Below are 18,393 nucleotides of genomic sequence, written 5' to 3' on the forward strand. Positions count from 1 at the left end.
CTATATTCGCAAACACAATTGGAATCTTAGCTCATCCACGATAGCCATCGGGAGGTTTAGATCGTCAAAATTGGAATCTTAGCTCAGTTGGTTTAGAGCGCTGCTTTGACAGAGCAGAGGTCATGGGTTCGAATCCCTTAGATTCCACAGGATTAGCTACAAAGGCACAAAGTCTCGAAGATTTTGTGCCTTTTTTCATAAGCTTTAGTTTTTGAGAAGAAAGATCACAAATAATTGTTTTTCAAATTTTTACTGAAAAATTACCTTCAATTTTACCATGAAAATCGTAAATCAAACTTTCGATTTTCATGGTAAATACTTTTAAAAAATATATTTACAGCAGATCAACAAAGATTGGATTCGTTGATGTATCCAGATCTGTATCTATCATTATTCTGCGATTTTCTCTGCAATCATCTGAGGGAAAAATCTGTGATATCTGTGACTTTTTCTGTGTAAATCTGTGGGAAACTAACATGCTTACATCACCACCACCCCTTTTCCCAGCATCTTCCGATCCAAGATCGCTTGCAAAGCATCTGGAGCTTCTTCCAGTGAATATTTGCTCCCGATATGCTGTTTGATTTTTCCTTCCTGAATCCAGGTGACGAGTTGACGGATATTCTGGAAACTAGCCTTGGCCTCCACTTTCGAAAACTGTCCCCAAAAAATGCCGATAATCGAACAGCCCTTGAGCAAAGGCAAGTTCATTGGAATTTGAGGTACTTCCCCGTTGGCAAAGCCGACAATCAGGTATCGCCCTTTCCAAGCCATTCCTCTAAGTGCCGATTCAGTGAATTTTCCTCCAACTGGATCATAAACCACATCAACCCCTTTGCCTTCGGTGAGTTCCTTGATGCGGTTTTTGAGATCTTCCGTTTCGTAGTTGAGGGTGAGATCGGCTCCTTTTTCGCGACATAGGGCAAGCTTCTCTTCTGAAGAGGCTGCCGCAATAACTTTGGCCCCCATCAATTTCCCTAGCTCCACTGCCGCTAAACCTACTCCGCCTGCTGCACCTAGTACGAGCAAAGTTTCTCCGGCTTGAAGATTTCCGCGATCCTTTAGCGCATGGTACGAAGTGCCATAGGTATAAAGTGTCGTAGCTGCCACTTCCGCAGAAAGTCCGGGAGGCAAAGGAAACACCCGATCTGCATCCACAGCGACCTTTTCCGCAAAACCTCCCCAGCCACAGAGTGCCAAAACTGGCTGTCCTATTTGGAATCCCTGTACCTGATCGCCCAATCCAATGATTTTTCCAGCCACTTCTCCTCCTGGAGCAAAAGGCAATTCTGGCTTAAACTGATACTTGTTCTGTATGATGAGCACATCAGGAAAATTGACCCCGCAAGCCTCCACCGCGATGAGGATTTGATTTGGTGCAGGAAAGGGATTAGGGATTTCCTTTACCGTTAAGGTATCAGGAAGGCCAAATTGGGTACAGAGTAATGCTTTCATATTCAAAGATTTGCCACGATTCTTTCCAGGAAGTCACAAAGGTTTTTTTAAATTATCGATTTTAGGGGGATAGTTTATACCCTCCAATAGGAATTATGGTGAATCGCCGATTTTGATAAAAGGAATTGGTTCTTCCCCAATCAAATTAGACATTGATCAAATTCAATAGTTTTGATCAATTGTCTTTTTCAAGCAAGGAGATAGAATCCTAAAAATTTACTATGCGACCTCCGCGCCTTTGCGGTAAAATAAAAATCTCTAGGCAAATCCTCCCGAAAGGAATAATTTTGAACTCTTTAGAAACTTAAAACACCCAAATATGTCCGTAGCTGCTTTTATTGCCAACAACAAAGACCGCTTCCTCAATGAACTCCTGGATCTCCTTCGGATTCCCTCCGTCAGTGCTGATCCCAAATTCAAAAACGATGTCTTTGCGGCAGCTCAATTTGTCAAAGAATCACTTGAAAAAGCGGGGGCAGATATCGCTGAAATCTGCGAGACAGCAGGCTATCCCATCGTTTACGGTGAAAAAATCATTGATCCGGCCTTGCCAACAGTTCTTGTTTACGGACACTACGATGTGCAGCCTGCCGATCCTTATGAACTTTGGGATTCTCCTCCTTTCGAGCCAGTAATCAAAAACACGCCGACCCATCCCGAAGGAGCCATTTTTGCACGCGGATCTGCAGACGACAAGGGCCAGTTTTATATGCACATCAAAGCATTTGAAGCGATGATGGCCTCTGGTGATTTGCCTTGTAATGTCAAATTCATGATCGAAGGAGAAGAAGAAGTCGGTTCGGACAACTTGGACAAGTTTGTTTTGGAAAACAAAGAGCGACTGAAAGCTGATGTGATTCTGATTTCCGATACCCACATGATCAGCATGCAGGATCCTTCCATCACCGTAGGGCTTCGAGGAATGGCCTACATGGAAGTCGAAGTGACAGGCTCGAATCGCGATCTTCACTCTGGAACGTACGGCGGAGCAGTGGCTAATCCCATCAATGTGCTGTGCAAAATGATTGCATCCATGAAGGATGAAAACGAGCACATCACTATTCCTGGATTTTATGAAAAAGTCCAGGAACTGACGGCTCAGCAACGTCAGCGATTGAACGAAGCACCATTTGATCTCGAAGAATACAAGGGTAAACTCGATATTGACGATGTCCATGGGGAAAAAGGCTACACCACCATCGAACGAGTAGGAATCCGGCCGACCTTGGATGTCAACGGAATTTGGGGTGGATATACTGGGGAAGGCGCCAAAACCGTATTGCCTTCTAAGGCATTTGCTAAAATCTCGATGCGACTTGTACCTGATCAGGATTGGCATGAAATCGCTCAGCTGTTCGAAGCGCATTTCAAAGCCATCGCTCCAAAATCTGTAAAAGTAAAAGTAAAGGCACACCACGGAGGAGCTCCGGCTGTAGTTTCTGATTCGTCCATCGGCTACCAAGCAGCTGAAGCTGCCATGGAAGAGACTTTTGGAAAAAGACCGATTCCAACACGTGAAGGTGGTTCGATTCCTATTGTGGCTTTGTTCCAGAAAGAATTGGGCAGTGATCCAATCCTATTCGGATTTGGATTAGATACGGATGCGCTACACTCACCAAACGAGCATTATGGAGTGAAAAACTACTTTATAGGTATCGAAACGATTGCTGCTTTCTTTAGACATTTTAGAAGTCTTAGCGGAAAGTGATCAAAGTCGCCAAAATCCTAGTGTAGGTGCGTTTAATTTGAACATCCCAACCTAAATCATTGTTTGCCAAAGTAAATCCCAACTTTGCATGTCCCAAGCTTCCCAAAAAATCGGCTGGTTCTTACTTCCGGTTTTTCTTTTGATCTCCCTTTTTTCCCAAGCTCAATTGGTAAAGCCTCCGAAATGGACCTTTACACTAGAGCCTAGAGACCTTCAAGTGGGAGAATCAGCAAGCCTAATTCTAGAAGCAGAAATTCCAGTAGGTTGGTATGTCTATTCCAATGACTTTGAAAAGGATCTAGGTCCGCTTTTGACTGAGTTTATACCTGCCGAATCGGGTGATTTTGCGATTGCCACTAAGCTAAAAGCGATCAATCCTAGGAAAAAATTTGACGAAATCTGGGAAGGAGATGTGACCTATTTCATGGGAAAAGGGCGCTTTGAGCAGCCAATCATCATCAAATCTACCTCTGGAGTCGTCAAAGGGTCACTGGAATATCAAATGTGCTCTGACCTCACTGGTCAATGCATCAATTACGAGCAAGATATAGAGATTGAGTTCACTGCAAAGGAAGGAACTCCTAAAACACAGCCGTCTTCCGAAGAATCGTCTCCGACTAATTCCGAAAACACTGAAATAACGAACGAGACCATTTCCAAAGATTCCCTAATAACAGAAACTCCATTTTCTATTGCAGAAACCGAAGCAGTAGATATCGCTCAACCCATAGACTTTACTGCCGAAGGGGAAACGGAATCACTTTGGGGATTTATGGTATTGGCTTTTTTGGCGGGATTAGCCGCGTTGATTACACCATGCGTGTTTCCGATGATCCCGATGACGGTAAGTTTCTTCACAGGACGCTCCAAAAAGCGATCAGAAGGAATACGTCAGGCATTCATTTATGGGATTTCTATCATTGCCATTTACACCATTGCCGGAACGGCCGTAGCTTCGATTCAGGGTCCTGAGTTTGCGAATTGGCTGGCAACCCATTGGATTCCCAATGTTTTTTTCTTCTTGATCTTTATTGTTTTTGCACTGGCGTTTTTAGGCATGTTCGAATTGACCTTGCCTTCCAGCTTAGTAAATAAGATGGATGCGAAAGCCGAAAAAGGCGGTTTGGGAGGCGTATTTTTCATGGCCTTTACGCTTGTATTGGTTTCGTTTTCCTGCACCGGGCCGATTGTTGGGTCGATCCTGATTTCTTCTGCGGGAGGCGAACTGGTCAAGCCGGTATTAGGTATGTTTTCATTTGGGTTGGCTTTTGCCATTCCGTTTACCTTGTTTGCGATTTTCCCGGAATGGATGCAGCGACTTCCAAAATCCGGAGGTTGGCTTAATTCTGTCAAAGTGGTCTTAGGCTTTTTGGAATTGGCATTGGCCTTCAAATTCCTATCTATCGCGGACCTCGTTTACCACTGGGGCATTTTGGATCGGGATATTTTCCTTGCGATTTGGATTGTCATTTTCTCAGCTTTGGGACTTTACCTTTTGGGAAAAATCCGCTTACCTCACGATTCAAAGTTAGAGCATATCGGGGTACCACGCTTACTTCTGGCACTGTTGACCTTTGCCTTTGTAGTCCATATGATTCCTGGACTTTGGGGTGCTCCTCTCAAAATTTTAAGTGGTTACCTTCCTCCGATTACTACCCAACAGTTCAAAATCGAAGGAGGTATTTCCTTTGATGAACCATCGACAAATTCCCCCCAAGAAATCAAATACGGCGATCTCCTGAAGATTCCGCACGGAATTCCAGGCTATTTCGACTACGAACAAGCTTTGGAGGCTGCCAAGCGGGAAGGTAAACCTCTCTTGATCGACTTCACCGGACATGGCTGTGTGAATTGCCGAAAAATGGAGGAAAATGTCTGGGTCGATCTTCAAGTTTTGAAGCGGCTGAAAGAGGACTTTGTCATGGTCGCCCTCTACATCGACGAGCGACTGGAGCTTCCGGAAAACGAATGGTACACCTCGACCTATGACGGCAAATTGAAAAAGACCCTTGGCAAGCAAAACGCCGATTTCCAGATTACCCGATTCAACAACAATGCCCAGCCCTATTATGTAATCCTAGATCATAATGAACAGCTCGTGGCTAAACCTAGAGGATACAACACGGATATCTCGGCCTTTGTGGAGTTTTTGGATGGGGCGAAAAAAGAGTTTGAATTGAGGAATTGAGAATCGAACCGATCACACTCAATCGATTTATCCTTCTATAATTCGATTTTTTACCGCTTTTTGAACTGCCTCCATCTTGTTGTGAACTTGCAGTTTGGCGTAAATATTCTCAATGTGTTTTCGGACAGTCTTTGGGGAAATGAATAAGTTTTCTCCGATTTGATTATAGTTAAGCCCTTTCGAAGTTTGTTCTAGAATCTCAATTTCTCGTGCGGTTAGGTTGGTTTCCTCTTTGGCTTCTTCGAAATTGGGCGGATTACGAAGTAGTTTGAGTGCCTTCATCGCAATGGAAGGAGTCATCGCAGCACCGCCTTCAAGGGTATCCAAAATGCCTTGATGCAACGTAGGAGGATCAACTTCTTTCAGGAAATATCCATGAGCACCTGCTTGGATGGCTTTGAAAATATGCTCATCGTTGTCAAAAACGGTAAGCATAATGATTTTTATCTGAGGATATTTTTGAGTCACCTTTTCCACAGCTTCGATTCCGTTCATCTTTGGCATTTCAATATCCATGAGAATGAGATGAATATTGGAATCTTGCTCAAGTTTGCCAATCAAATCCTGCCCATCTACTGCACAAAATTTCAGCTCCAAATCAGAGAATAAGGAAAGCTTTTCCCGAATAGCTTTGAGCAAGAAGCTATTGTCTTCAGCGATGACAAGTTTGATTTTCATAGGAGGGTTTTAAAAATTAGGTTTAAAATAAAAAAACGGCTTTCATCATCCTAAGAGACAAAAGCCGTTTTCAAAAAGAATTATCCAGGATCAAGGATAAATATCCTCTAAAATCTGGGCAAGTCGCACACTTGCAGCAATCATTCGCTCCTCTGCGATATGATAGTTTTCGTACATGTATTGATAGCTGATTTTCTTATTTTCAGGAAGCTTGTAAACCATCGGTCGGTAGCTTACTGCTTCTTTTAACCAGTCGAGCATGGTAGATGAACGATAGCTAGCATGCATTTCAGGAGTTAGTCTTCGATATAGTTCTTCGCCAATTTCGGTATAGCTCATACCCTGTCGGTCAATCATTCCGCTATCCCAAAGCGCGTGAAGATTCGTAGGTTGATTGAAGAATTCAATCTTTACATCATTCCCGCCTCGGTCATCACCAGTGCCCACATGCAGTGGTTGGTGAATATCCTCAACCATATGAATGAGCATTTTCAGCTTTTCAGATTCTGTCTTTGGATCCAAACCACCAGCCTTTAGCTCTGCTTTAATACGTTGAATAGCTTCATAAGCGTCGCCTGTTTTCTCCTGAGTACTGGGATCATATTCTCCGTTTTTACTATTGAGGTAATGCCAGGTAGTCGCGTAATCGTAGCTTCTGTCAGACCGGATATCATCCATCCAAGTCCCACTTTTTCCCAAAGACATGGGATAAAGGATTTGCTCAATTTTCTTCTTGGTAGATTTTTTCATTTGCTTTTCAGCCATATACCCGATCAGGTAATGACCCAATTGTCCCCAAGCAAACGCCTGAGAAACCAAAAGACTTAGGAAAAGTGTGAGTGTAAGGGTTTGTATTCTTTTCATAGTTGGAATAAAAAAGCGAAGATAAAACTTCGCTGAATCTTAGAGTTAAGAGAAAATTAACCTTTTGAAAGTTCGGAAACTGCCAGCCAAGCCATCAAGCCTGAGCCTATCTCCAGAGCATCTTCTTCAATGTCAAAGGTCGGGGTATGTACACCCGAGGTGATTCCACGGGCCTCATTTCGGGTTCCTAATCGGTAAAAACAACCATCGATTTCTTGCGAATAAAACGCAAAATCCTCAGCAGCCATCCAGATATCCAGATCAAGGACATTCTCTTCACCCAGATATTCTCTTGCAGCATCCATTGATCTAGCTGTCAACTCAGGCTCATTTTTTAGAAATGGATAACCTTTTCTGATCTCAAAATCTAATTCTCCTCCCATACCTTCGACAATTCCTTTGGCGATTTGTACCATTTTTTCATGAGCCTTAGCACGCCAAGATTCATCTAGGGTACGAAATGTACCTTGAATCTTGACTTCATTTGGAATCACATTTGTCGCTCCGTACGCTTCTACTCTTCCGAAAGATAAGACCGAAGGAATCTTGGGATTGGCCACCCGGCTAACGATCTGTTGCAAAGCCACAATCATGTGTGAGGCAATCAACACAGGATCAATAAAAGTCTCAGGCATTGCTCCATGCCCGCCTTTTCCTTTAACTGTGATGTAGATTTCATCCGTACTGGCCATGTATAAGCCCGGTCGAAATCCAACCTTTCCAGCGGGAATCATGGGCATAACATGCTGACCAATGATCGAGGAAGGTCTAGGATTTTCCAGAACTTTATCCTTAATCATCAATGATGCCCCACCGGGAACAAGTTCTTCTCCTGGTTGGAAAATAAGTTTAATGGTTCCCTCAAACTGATCCTTAACTTCATTTAAAATTTTGGCTGCGCCCAAAAGAGAAGCGGTATGCGCATCATGTCCACAGGCATGCATGACACCCGGTGATTGAGACTTATACGGAACCTCATTGGCCTCTACAATAGGTAGAGCATCCATGTCTGCCCGAAGAGCGATTACTTTTTTCTCAGGATTTTTTCCCTTGATCAATGCAGACCAACCCGTGGTAGCTTTAGATTCAATTTCGGTGATTCCCATTTGTTGAAGTTTTTCTTCAACAAATGCCGCTGTTTTAAATTCTTTAAAGGAAAGCTCAGGATTGGCATGAAGATGTCTTCGGTTGGCGATGACTTCTTCTTTATACGCTTGAGCCAGGGATTTAATTCTGTCCTTGAGCATTTTGATCGTTGGTTACTGGAGGTAGGTATTCCTTCCGCTGAAATCTATCTTGGATGATTCGAGCTGTTGGAAACTCCGATTTTAAGGTTGAAAAAATTCGTTGAGCTTCAAACTTATAGGCGTATTTGCCCACCTTGACCAAATACCTTGGCTGTTGGTATTGCATTTCAGGTTCTATCTCAGGAAATGATGCTACTATTTCATCTCTGGTTTTAAATGCTTGATTACGATCGATTCCAGAATAAACCAGAACCGTAAACCCTCCAAAATAAGCCTCGGACTTATTCTTTTCATAGACGCCTTTTTGAATTTCTTTGAGAGCACCATCCACAGAAAGCTGTGAGGTGGAAGGCTGCACAACCTGCACCTGTTGACGAAGCTGAAAATCAGGGTAATCCGGAAGATTCAAGGAAATCGATTCTTGGTAGTTAGCAAAGGATTCAGGACCAGACACATTGCTGGTTGATTTGCACCCAACCAATAGAATTGCTAACCATAAAATCCTTGCTTTTCTCATAGCTTAACTGTGTTCGATTACTACACAACGACCCTCAACGATATCTTGCTCCACACTTTTGTATTTGACATCTGATTTGGTAGAACCATCTTGGTATTGAACGGTCACTTTATCATTTCTGCCATAGACCTTATCCGTTTTTCTTGGAGCTACGGGTTGTGGGGCAGGTCTTCCAGCTGTTGCTGCTGCCGCGGCTGCTCGGTTCGCACCTGGGTTAAGGGTGCTTCCTACTTCTGCTTTTGAGGCTTGGACTTTCTCAGCAGGACGTTGCACTTGTGCTTGTTGAACTTGAGCAGGATCTTGTTTTGGAAGATCTGCTCGGGTCAAGAAGGAAGTCATGTCCTCGTTAAGCTTTCCAATAAATCGCTTAAACATTTCAAATGCTTCAAATTTGTAGATCAAAAGCGGGTCCTTTTGTTCATATACGGCATTTTGAACGGACTGCTTCAAGTCGTCCATGTCTCGAAGATGCTCTTTCCAATTTTGGTCGATAATGGCCAAAACAACATTTTTCTCTAGAGAACGGATCAACTCATGACCTTCCGTGTGAATTGCTTTTTCCAAATTACAAACCACACCAATTTGTTTGATCCCATCCGAAATCGGCACCATAATGTCTTTCACAGTTGCTCCTCTCTCTTCGGATACTCGATTAAATACAGGAAGGGCAGCCTTTCGGATTTGATCGTTCTTTTGTGTGTAATTTTGGAAAGCAACTTGGTAAAGCTCTTGGGTCAACTTGGTAGCATCCTTGGTTTTGAGATCATTTTCAGAAACTGGATAATCCACACCAAGAGTCGTGAAAATATTCATTCTCAGATTTTCAGCGTCTTCTGTCGACTTTCCTACTTCGATGATACTTTCGCAGACATCATACAATACATTCAAAATATCCAACTCCAAACGATCTCCTTTAAGCGCGTTTCGTCTTCTTCGATAGACTACTTCCCGCTGAGAATTCATCACATCATCGTATTCCAAAAGTCGCTTTCGAATGCCAAAGTTGTTTTCTTCTACTTTTCGCTGAGCGCGCTCAATAGATTTGGTGATCATGCTATGTTGGATTACTTCACCTTCCTCAAGGCCCATTCGATCCATCAATTTGGCAATACGATCCGAACCAAATAATCGCATCAAGCTATCCTCGAGAGAAACAAAAAACTGGGAAGAACCTACATCTCCTTGACGACCTGAACGACCTCTTAGCTGTCTATCAACACGGCGAGACTCATGTCTTTCCGTACCAATGATGGCCAAACCTCCTGCTTTACGAGACTCAGGAGTTAATTTAATATCCGTTCCACGACCAGCCATGTTGGTTGCGATAGTCACAGTGCCTGGTTTACCCGCTTCTGCTACAATCTCTGCTTCTCTAGCATGCTGCTTAGCATTCAATACTTGGTGAGGGATTTTCTTCAAGGTAAGCATTCGGCTGAGTACCTCTGAGATTTCAACTGAAGTCGTTCCGACTAGAACGGGTCTACCTTGAGCTACCAACTCGTTGATTTCATCAACCACCGCGTTGAACTTCTCTCGGACAGTTTTATATACCTTATCCTCTCTATCTTGACGAATGATTGGCTTATTGGTAGGAATGACAACTACATCGAGTTTGTAAATTTCCCAAAATTCTCCGGCTTCTGTCTCGGCTGTACCCGTCATACCACCTAGTTTGTGGTACATACGGAAATAATTTTGAAGTGTAATCGTGGCGTAGGTTTGGGTAGCGTCCTCCACTTTTACGTTTTCTTTAGCCTCAATTGCTTGATGCAATCCATCAGAATACCGTCGGCCTTCCATCACACGACCTGTCTGCTCATCCACAATTTTCACTTTTCCATCTACGATGATGTACTCAGTATCTCGCTCAAACATACAGTAGGCCTTCAAAAGCTGATTAACCGTATGAATTCGTTGAGCCTTGACGCTGTAATCTTTGATGACTTCTTCCTTTCGAATTAATTTCTCTTTGTCATCAACCTCCTCATTCTTTTCCAATTCTGCAATTTCAACTCCGATATCAGGAAGAATGAAGAAGTTTGGATCTTCATTTTTAGAAGTCATTGCCTCAATACCTCTATCGGTCAGATCTACCACATTGCTTTTCTCATCGATGGTAAACAATAATGGCTCATCTGCCTCAGGCATATTCCGTTTGTTATCCTGGAGGTAATAATTCTCGGTTTTTTGAAGAATCACTCGAATACCAGGTTCAGAAAGGTATTTGATCAAAGGCTTGTATTTCGGAATACCGCGATAGGCTCTGAAAAGTGCTAGTCCTCCGTCTTTTTCATTACCATCAGCAATCTGTTTCTTAGCCTGAGCTAAGAATCCCTGAACTAACTTCCGCTGCTCATCCACCAGAGCAGAAACGCGTGGCTTCATTTGATCAAATTCATGAATATCTCCCCTAGGAACTGGTCCAGAGATAATCAATGGAGTACGTGCATCATCAATCAACACGGAGTCAACTTCATCGACCATTGCGAAATGGTGCTTTCCTTGAACCAAATCATCCGAATCCCGAGCCATATTATCTCGGAGATAGTCAAATCCAAATTCATTATTGGTTCCGTAGACAATATCTGAAGCGTAGGCTTTTTTTCTCCCAAAAGAATTAGGTTGATACTTATCGATACAATCGACAGTCAAACCGTGGAATTCAAAAAGTGGAGCATTCCACTCAGAATCCCGCTTAGCGAGATAATCATTGACAGTAACAAGGTGAACTCCTCTTCCTGAAAGTGCATTCAAAAATGCAGGAAGAGTGGAAACCAAGGTTTTACCTTCACCAGTTGCCATTTCAGCGATTTTTCCTTTGTGAAGGACCATCCCACCAATTAGCTGCACATCGTAATGGACCATATCCCAAACGACCTCATTTCCAGCAGCAATCCACTTGTTATGCCAAATTGCTTTATCGCCCTGGATTTCGACATTTGGCTTTCTACTTGCCAATTCTCGATCATAAATATTGGCCGTAACTTCGAGTTTGCCGTTTTCTTTAAATCTGCGAGCGGTTTCTTTCACAATGGCAAAAGCCATGGTCATGACTTCATCCAATACCACTTCTAGGTCCGCATCCCGGTCTTTTTCAAGCTTTTCAATCTCAGAAAAAAGCGTGTCTTTTTGTTGGATTTCCTGAATAGGCAGGGCTTCAATTTTGGATTTCCTGTCCAGAATTTGTGCATCGATATCTTTCAATCGATCATTGATTTTCTGACGGATTTCCAGAGTTTTTTCCCGAAGCTGATCGTCTGTTAAGGATTTCAATCCCGAAAAGTGCTGATTGATCTCGGTAACTTTGGGGAGAAGTTCTTTAATATCTCGGTCGGACTTGGTACCAAAAATTTTGGCTAGTCCTTTAGCAATAAAATCTAGCATGATAACGTAGTGATTCCCTTTTTTGGGGGCTTAAAAATAAGCCCTTTTTATTATAATTTATACTTGGTAAGCCTAGAGCCTGAGCCTAGTAAAGCGATAATTTTAACTATTGATTTTTCCTGAAAATACTTGCTGGGCTGGACCGATTAGCCAAATGTCGTGAAAGCCTTCATTGGCATTGCCTTGAAAGCGAACCGACAAGTTTCCTCCTGGCGTCTTTATTTTAACTTTTTGAAGATTGTTTTTAACCCCAAAAACCAAAGCGGCGGCAGTTACGCCAGTGCCACAGGAAAGCGTCTCATTTTCCACACCTCGCTCATAGGTTCGGACAAATACTTGATCTGCTTCAATTGGTTGAACAAAGTTGACATTAGTTCCTCCTGGGGAATAGCATGCGTCATACCGAATCTTTTTCCCTTCCTCATAAACTGGATAATCAAGCACATCCTCTACTAATCGGATGTGATGAGGAGAGCCCGTATTGACGAAGAAGTCAAGGCCTTGTGAATCTATAGAAGAAACGTTACCCATCAATAATTCAACCCGATCCTCCACAATCACTGCTTCATGGGGCCCATCGATTGCCAAGAATTTGGTTTTTTGACCAATTATTCCAAGAAATGCAGAAAATGCCACTGCACACCGAGCCCCATTTCCACACATACTTTGACTTCCATCTGCATTGAAATAAATCATTTCAAAATCGAAGTCGGGGTGGTTTCGAATCAAAATCAATCCATCTGATCCAATTCCAAATTTCCGATCACAGAGCTTACGGACTTGGTCAAGATCTTGATCATCAAAGGTGATTTGCCGGTCATCGATCATGACAAAGTCATTCCCTGTGCCTTGGTATTTGTAAAATTGGATTTCCATGGAGATACTGAATTAAAAACTCTTGGACAAAAACTTATCCAAGGTTTTTTCTAGGGTACAAACTTAATGAAGATGTCATAAAATCAGACGTATTGTCTGACTGACAGTTCCATTTTAGTCAGAATAAGGCTAGTTTTAACCAACATTCGGAATTATTTGAGGTTCCGAATTCGTTACCCTTGTAGTCAAACCAAAAACTAACAGATCATGCTAAGTCGAAGAGATTTTCTTTCCCATACCACCAAAGCCGGACTTACCCTTGGAATTCTTTCCTCACCACTAGCTGAGCTTCTGGCAAAAGGAATCGAAATTCCGAGTGAGTTTCCATTTGCAACTGGATTTGAGCAGAAGCCTTTAGGGTATGCTTATAATGCACTAGAACCACATATTGATGCAAGAACGATGGAAATTCACTTCACCAAGCATGCCGCTGGATATGCTTCCAATGTTCAAGCAGCAGCAAAGGAAGAAGGTGTTGATACGAGCAAGCCTCTCGAAAATGTCTTAGGGCAGATTTCGAAATACTCTACCAAAATGCGAAACAATGCAGGCGGTCATTACAACCATGAACTGTTTTGGAGTGTGATGGGTCCAAATTCAGGTGGAAAGCCTGAGGGAAAGTTGATGGAGGCAATTACAGCTTCATTTGGATCCTATGAAGAATTTGTGACTCAATTTGAAACAGCCGCGAAAACTAGATTTGGTTCAGGCTGGGCTTGGCTAATCGTACAATCCGGAGGTAAGCTTGCAGTTTCATCTACTGCGAATCAGGACAATCCGCTTATGGACATCGTTGAAGTCAAAGGAACGCCGATTTTAGGATTGGATGTATGGGAGCATGCCTATTACCTTCATTATCAAAACAGAAGACCTGATTACGTTTCAGCCTTTTGGAACCTGGTAGATTGGAAGGCAGTTGCAGGACGATTTGAAGCGGCAGTTTAATTCCAGAAAATCAAATTAAAAAAGGCCGGAAGTCCGGTCTTTTTATTTTATTTCAAGACTCAAAATCGAATCAATTATGCAAGACCCCAAGTCACTTACTTCTGTAGCTTTATTCCATCAGACCTTTAAGCATCCTGTTCTGCCTGAACCGACCATTCCTTCTGAAACCCGATGTAATCTCAGAGTTTCCCTATTGGCAGAGGAACTAAAAGAATTAGAAGAGGCAATCGAAAATAAGGACATTGTTGAAATCGCAGATGCACTTTGCGACCTTCAATACGTTTTGTCTGGAGCCATTTTGGAATTTGGATTAGGTGAAAAATTCAAAACACTTTTCGACGAAGTTCAGCGCTCCAATATGAGCAAAGCATGCAAAACAGAGGAAGAAGCAAAAGCTACAGTAGCCCATTATGAGGCAAAAGGGACACCATGCTTTTACGAAAAAGAGGGGGATTTATTCCTAGTGTTTAGAGAGGGGGATCATAAAACCCTAAAATCGATAAATTATTCTCCTGCAGATCTAAAAAACATCCTGGAAAAATAAATTCTACTTCAGCTTGAATGAACCAGATTAGTTCTCTAATCTGGTTTTTTTATGGAATTATTTGGTGGCTGCTATTTAGGAATTTTGGTTTGTAGATGCCTTAAATACAAAAAGCCCCGCATTTCTGCGAGGCTTATGTACCAGGAGCGGGAATCGAACCCGCACGGCCTAATGGCCACAAGATTTTAAGTCTTGCGTGTCTACCTATTCCACCATCCCGGCTTCCTCTACTCGGTAGAGTCTCAATACTTGAGTAATTTAAAAGTATTGAAATGAAAAAGCCCTTTTTTCAAGGGCTTTGCGAGCGAGAGACGAGATTCGAACTCGCGACCCCGACCTTGGCAAGGTCGTGCTCTACCAACTGAGCTACTCTCGCTTTTGGTTGACTGAACCGTTGTCCGAGTCATTTGTGGATGCAAAGGTAAAGCCGCAAAATATTTTTGCAAGCGTATTGCTTAGATTTTTTTTCAAAAAGAGTACACCCTCTTGATTTTCAGCTTCATTTAAATATCCAAGGCGACCAGCATTTTGATCATTTCTGTCAAATTTCTCGCATTCACCTTTCTCAGGATATTTTTTCGGTGTGTCGAAACCGTATTCAAAGAAATATTCAAGGTTTCAGAAATTTCTTTGGACTCCAATCCCTCAAGAATCAATTTGGCAATTTCCTTTTCCTTTTGAGTAAGCTGTACAACTTTATCCTGAGGAGAATTTTTGGTTACCAGAATTTTTGTACCATCATCCTTTAAATAGGTATAGCTCCAATCGTAACTCTGAACCTTGGGTGGAGTGGTTAATTGAATGATAATATGAAGATCAATAATAAAATTACCAGCATGATCAATGACATATGGTCTGGCTTTGGATGTCATCCAGGTAACTTTTTGGGTCTTTCGGTGCACCCATCTCGTCGTATAGGAGAATTCAAAAGAATTTCGCTCGCTAATTGATAAGGAATGAAATGCTTTGAGAACAACCTCCTGAAATTTAAACAGCTCAGGCCTATCTTCTGGATGAATCATCGTGAACGAAGTCTCCATTCCTTTATTTCTAAACATCGACTCGGGATAACCCGTAATTTCCTCGATCCGTCCTGTGAAGAATGCCAGATTTAAATTGCGATAGTCAAAGCAAGCAATGACAATGCTCTCTTGAAGTCCGATACTTTTGCTTAAAGTCAGCAATTCATCTTTGAGCTTTTGCTCATCAATTTCTCCCTGGAACTGTTGCTCTTTCCAAGATTTGAAAAATCGTGTGTATTTATCCTGTTTTTTAAGGTCCTTAAGTAATACCTTATCCATAGCAGGTCGTGTGTGTTAAGTTTATAAAGAAAGATAGCTGATAATCAATATTTTAATCTTAATCAAGCTTCTTTTTAATTTCATGCAACTTGAGCAAAGCCTCAATTGGTGAAATGGTATTGATGTCTACCTCTTCAATGATCTTTTTTGCTTCACTCATTTTTGGGTCTAATTCGAAAAGGCTTAATTGAAAATTATTCTTTGGTATGGATTTATAATTCTCCTTTTTCTCTTTCAAGGCCTTGTCTTTTTCAAGATGAGACATGATCTCGGAAGCTCTGAGTACTATTGGATTGGGCATACCGGCCATCTGGGCCACATGTATTCCAAAACTATGTTCACTTCCTCCCTCCTTGAGTTTCCTCATAAAAATAACCTTGTTTCCGACTTCTTTGACGGCCACATTAAAGTTTTTTATACGAGGAAAATCACTCGCCAATTGGTTTAACTCGTGATAATGAGTGGCAAATAACGTTTTTGCCTTAAATGATGGGTGATTGTGGAGATACTCGACAATTGACCATGCGATGGAAATTCCATCATAGGTTGACGTTCCGCGACCAATTTCATCCATTAAAACTAAACTTCTATCCGAAAGGTTATTCAAGATACTTGCCGTCTCTGTCATTTCTACCATAAAGGTGGACTCACCCTTTGAAAGATTGTCTGAAGCGCCCACACGGGTAAAGACTTTATCAATGATACCAATTCTTGCGTAGGAAGCAGGAACAAAAGATCCCATTTGGGCCATCAAAACGATTAAGGCTGTCTGTCGAAGCAAGGCAGATTTACCTGCCATATTTGGACCTGTTATGATAATAATCTGCTGACTATCGTTATCCAAATAAATGTCATTGGGAACATAGGATTCTCCGACGGGCAGCTGTTTCTCGATCACAGGATGTCTTCCATCTTTGATTTCCAAGGTATCAGTATCCGAAATTTTTGGCCTCGAGTATCCATTGGACAAGGCAACTTTCGCAAATGACAACAAGGCATCTAAGGTCCCCAAAACCCGAGCGTTCTGCTGGATTTGTGTGACGTATTGGGCTGCTTCTTGAACCAATTCCAAGAAATACTTTTGCTCCAAGGCAATCATACGCTCTTCGGCATGAAGGATTTTCTCTTCGTAATCTTTTAGCTCTGGAGTAATGTAGCGTTCCGCATTTACCAATGTTTGTTTCCGGATCCATTCGGCAGGCACCTTATCCTTGTGTGCATGCGTTACTTCTAGGTAGTAGCCAAAAACTTTGTTATAGGATATTTTAAGCGAAGAAATTCCTGTATTCTGAACCTCTCTTTGCTGGATTTGTACCAAAAAATCTTTCCCCTTATTGGCTAATCCACGGTATTCGTCCAATTCCTCATCTACTCCGTCTTTGATCACTCCGCCTTGATGTACAAGCATAGGGGCATCTTCGAAAAGCTCCTTTTCTATTTTTTCAAGAAGAAAATCGCAAGGATTGATTTGATCAGATAGCCTCTTGAGAGTCGAATTATCCTGTGTCTTGAGAATTTCTTTGATCGGAAGCGATGCTTTGAGTGCTCGCTTAATTTGGTTCATTTCTCTGGGATTCACTCTCCCAACCACAACCTTGGAAATCAAGCGCTCCAAATCACCAATATGCTTCAATTGCCCCAAGATCTGATCGATTGAGGATTCATGCTGATGAAAAAAATCAACAACATTGAGTCTCTCCTCGATCAATTGCTTCTCTTTTAGAGGCAATACCATCCATTTCTTCATCATCCTTGAACCCATTGGGGTAACAGTCTGATCTAAGATTTGGATCAAGGGTACACCACCTTCGTGCTGAGGATAGACTAGCTCAAGATTTCTGATCGTAAACTTGTCCAACCAAACATATTTTTCTTCAGCAATCCTGGAAATAGCCGATATATGTTGAACCTCCTTATGTTCAGTCTCCTCTAAGTAATATAAAATCGCCCCTGCGGCTACTGTTCCGAATTGTAGATCCTCAATTCCAAATCCCTTGAGGTTGGCTGTTCCAAAATGGGTTTTGAGTTTTTCATAGGTAAAATCATATTGATAGACCCAATCTTCACAATGGAAGGTGATAAATTCATTTTTGAAGAGCTCTGATGCTTTTTGCTTCGCGGCCTTTGAAAAAATTACTTCAGAGGGAGCGAAACTTTGCAGTAGCTTTTCGATATAGGGAGCATTTCCTTCCGCACACATAAACTCGCCAGTAGATACATCCAAAAATGCTATTCCATGGGTATCCTTTCCAAAATGTATGGAAGCGAGGTAATTGTTTTTTCGAGTGTCGAGGACTTGATCATTGTAAGACAGCCCTGGTGTCACTAACTCAGTGACTCCCCGTTTTACAATTCCCTTAACCATTTTGGGGTCTTCCAATTGATCACAAATAGCCACTCGGTTACCTGCTCGGACCAATTTGGGAAGGTAATTATCCAAGGAATGATGCGGAAATCCAGCCAATTCAATGTGAGAAGCGGCTCCGTTTGCCCGCTTAGTAAGTACGATGTCCAAGACCTTACTTGCCACCACAGCATCTTCGCCGAAAGTTTCATAAAAATCTCCAACTCTAAACAACAGCAATGCTCCAGGGTGTTTGGCTTTGATTGCATTGTATTGTTTCATCAATGGAGTTTCTTGTCCGTCTTTGGATCTGCTCATGCGGGAAAAAGAGAATAATGGTAC

13 protein-coding genes and 3 tRNA genes are annotated in these 18,393 nt (G+C 42.2%); 5 read left to right on the forward strand and 11 right to left on the reverse strand.

The genetic code is table 11. The features are described from left to right. Positions 1-72 precede the first annotated feature (72 nt). Positions 73-147, forward strand: a tRNA-Val gene (locus AO498_RS02610). Between the two features lie 333 nt (positions 148-480). Here AO498_RS02610 and AO498_RS02615 read toward each other — a convergent pair. Then, entirely contained in the window at positions 481-1,455 is a 975-nt protein-coding gene (locus AO498_RS02615) for an NADPH:quinone oxidoreductase family protein (RefSeq protein WP_067543398.1), read from the reverse strand. 319 nt (positions 1,456-1,774) lie between these two features. Between AO498_RS02615 and AO498_RS02620 the strand changes: the two genes are divergently transcribed. Both AO498_RS02620 and AO498_RS02625 read left to right on the forward strand, forming a co-directional pair. Continuing rightward, entirely contained in the window at positions 1,775-3,163 is a 1,389-nt protein-coding gene (locus AO498_RS02620) for a dipeptidase (protein WP_067543401.1), read from the forward strand. 88 nt (positions 3,164-3,251) lie between these two features. Continuing rightward, positions 3,252-5,351, forward strand: a complete 2,100-nt coding sequence (locus AO498_RS02625; RefSeq protein ID WP_067543403.1) for a protein-disulfide reductase DsbD family protein — start codon at positions 3,252-3,254, stop codon at positions 5,349-5,351. Between the two features lie 27 nt (positions 5,352-5,378). Here AO498_RS02625 and AO498_RS02630 read toward each other — a convergent pair whose 3' ends face one another. From AO498_RS02630 to dapF, 6 genes are all read right to left on the reverse strand, one after another. Next, on the reverse strand, positions 5,379-6,029 hold the full coding sequence (locus tag AO498_RS02630) for a response regulator transcription factor (protein ID WP_067543406.1): 651 nt from the start codon (positions 6,027-6,029) through the stop codon (positions 5,379-5,381). A 90-nt stretch (positions 6,030-6,119) separates the two neighbouring features. After that, a complete protein-coding gene (locus tag AO498_RS02635) occupies positions 6,120-6,893 on the reverse strand; it encodes a S1/P1 nuclease (protein ID WP_067543409.1) in 774 nt (257 codons plus the stop codon). A 56-nt stretch (positions 6,894-6,949) separates the two neighbouring features. Then, positions 6,950-8,140, reverse strand: coding sequence for a M20 metallopeptidase family protein (locus tag AO498_RS02640; RefSeq protein WP_067543412.1), 1,191 nt, complete (start codon positions 8,138-8,140; stop codon positions 6,950-6,952). Then, entirely contained in the window at positions 8,121-8,657 is a 537-nt protein-coding gene (locus tag AO498_RS02645; protein ID WP_067543415.1) for a hypothetical protein, read from the reverse strand. The genes AO498_RS02640 and AO498_RS02645 overlap by 20 nt, the downstream gene beginning before the upstream one ends. A gap of 3 nt (positions 8,658-8,660) precedes the next feature. Continuing rightward, the gene (gene secA / locus AO498_RS02650; protein WP_067543418.1) at positions 8,661-12,041 is read right to left on the reverse strand and encodes a preprotein translocase subunit SecA; all 3,381 of its coding nucleotides are present in this window, start codon (positions 12,039-12,041) and stop codon (positions 8,661-8,663) included. 102 nt (positions 12,042-12,143) lie between these two features. After that, positions 12,144-12,917, reverse strand: coding sequence for a diaminopimelate epimerase (dapF, locus tag AO498_RS02655; protein WP_067543421.1), 774 nt, complete (start codon positions 12,915-12,917; stop codon positions 12,144-12,146). Positions 12,918-13,124: 207 nt separating this feature from the next. Between dapF and AO498_RS02660 the strand changes: the two genes are divergently transcribed. Together AO498_RS02660 and AO498_RS02665 are read left to right on the forward strand one after the other, a co-directional pair. Then, positions 13,125-13,862: a superoxide dismutase gene (locus AO498_RS02660; protein WP_067543424.1), complete on the forward strand. Its 738-nt coding sequence runs from the start codon at positions 13,125-13,127 to the stop codon at positions 13,860-13,862. A 76-nt stretch (positions 13,863-13,938) separates the two neighbouring features. Continuing rightward, positions 13,939-14,406 (forward strand): pyrophosphohydrolase domain-containing protein, encoded by a 468-nt coding sequence (locus AO498_RS02665; RefSeq protein WP_067543427.1) that lies wholly within the window; start codon positions 13,939-13,941, stop codon positions 14,404-14,406. A 138-nt stretch (positions 14,407-14,544) separates the two neighbouring features. Here AO498_RS02665 and AO498_RS02670 read toward each other — a convergent pair. The 4 genes from AO498_RS02670 to mutS form a co-directional block, all read right to left on the reverse strand. Then, positions 14,545-14,628, reverse strand: a tRNA-Leu gene (locus AO498_RS02670). 81 nt (positions 14,629-14,709) lie between these two features. Continuing rightward, a tRNA-Gly gene (locus tag AO498_RS02675) sits at positions 14,710-14,782 on the reverse strand. Between the two features lie 127 nt (positions 14,783-14,909). After that, positions 14,910-15,707: a LuxR C-terminal-related transcriptional regulator gene (locus AO498_RS02680; protein ID WP_067543430.1), complete on the reverse strand. Its 798-nt coding sequence runs from the start codon at positions 15,705-15,707 to the stop codon at positions 14,910-14,912. A gap of 58 nt (positions 15,708-15,765) precedes the next feature. Next, entirely contained in the window at positions 15,766-18,369 is a 2,604-nt protein-coding gene (gene mutS, locus AO498_RS02685; RefSeq protein ID WP_067543432.1) for a DNA mismatch repair protein MutS, read from the reverse strand. Positions 18,370-18,393 lie beyond the last annotated feature (24 nt).

Source organism: Algoriphagus sanaruensis (assembly GCF_001593605.1).
GTDB classification, from domain to species: Bacteria; Bacteroidota; Bacteroidia; order Cytophagales; family Cyclobacteriaceae; genus Algoriphagus; species Algoriphagus sanaruensis.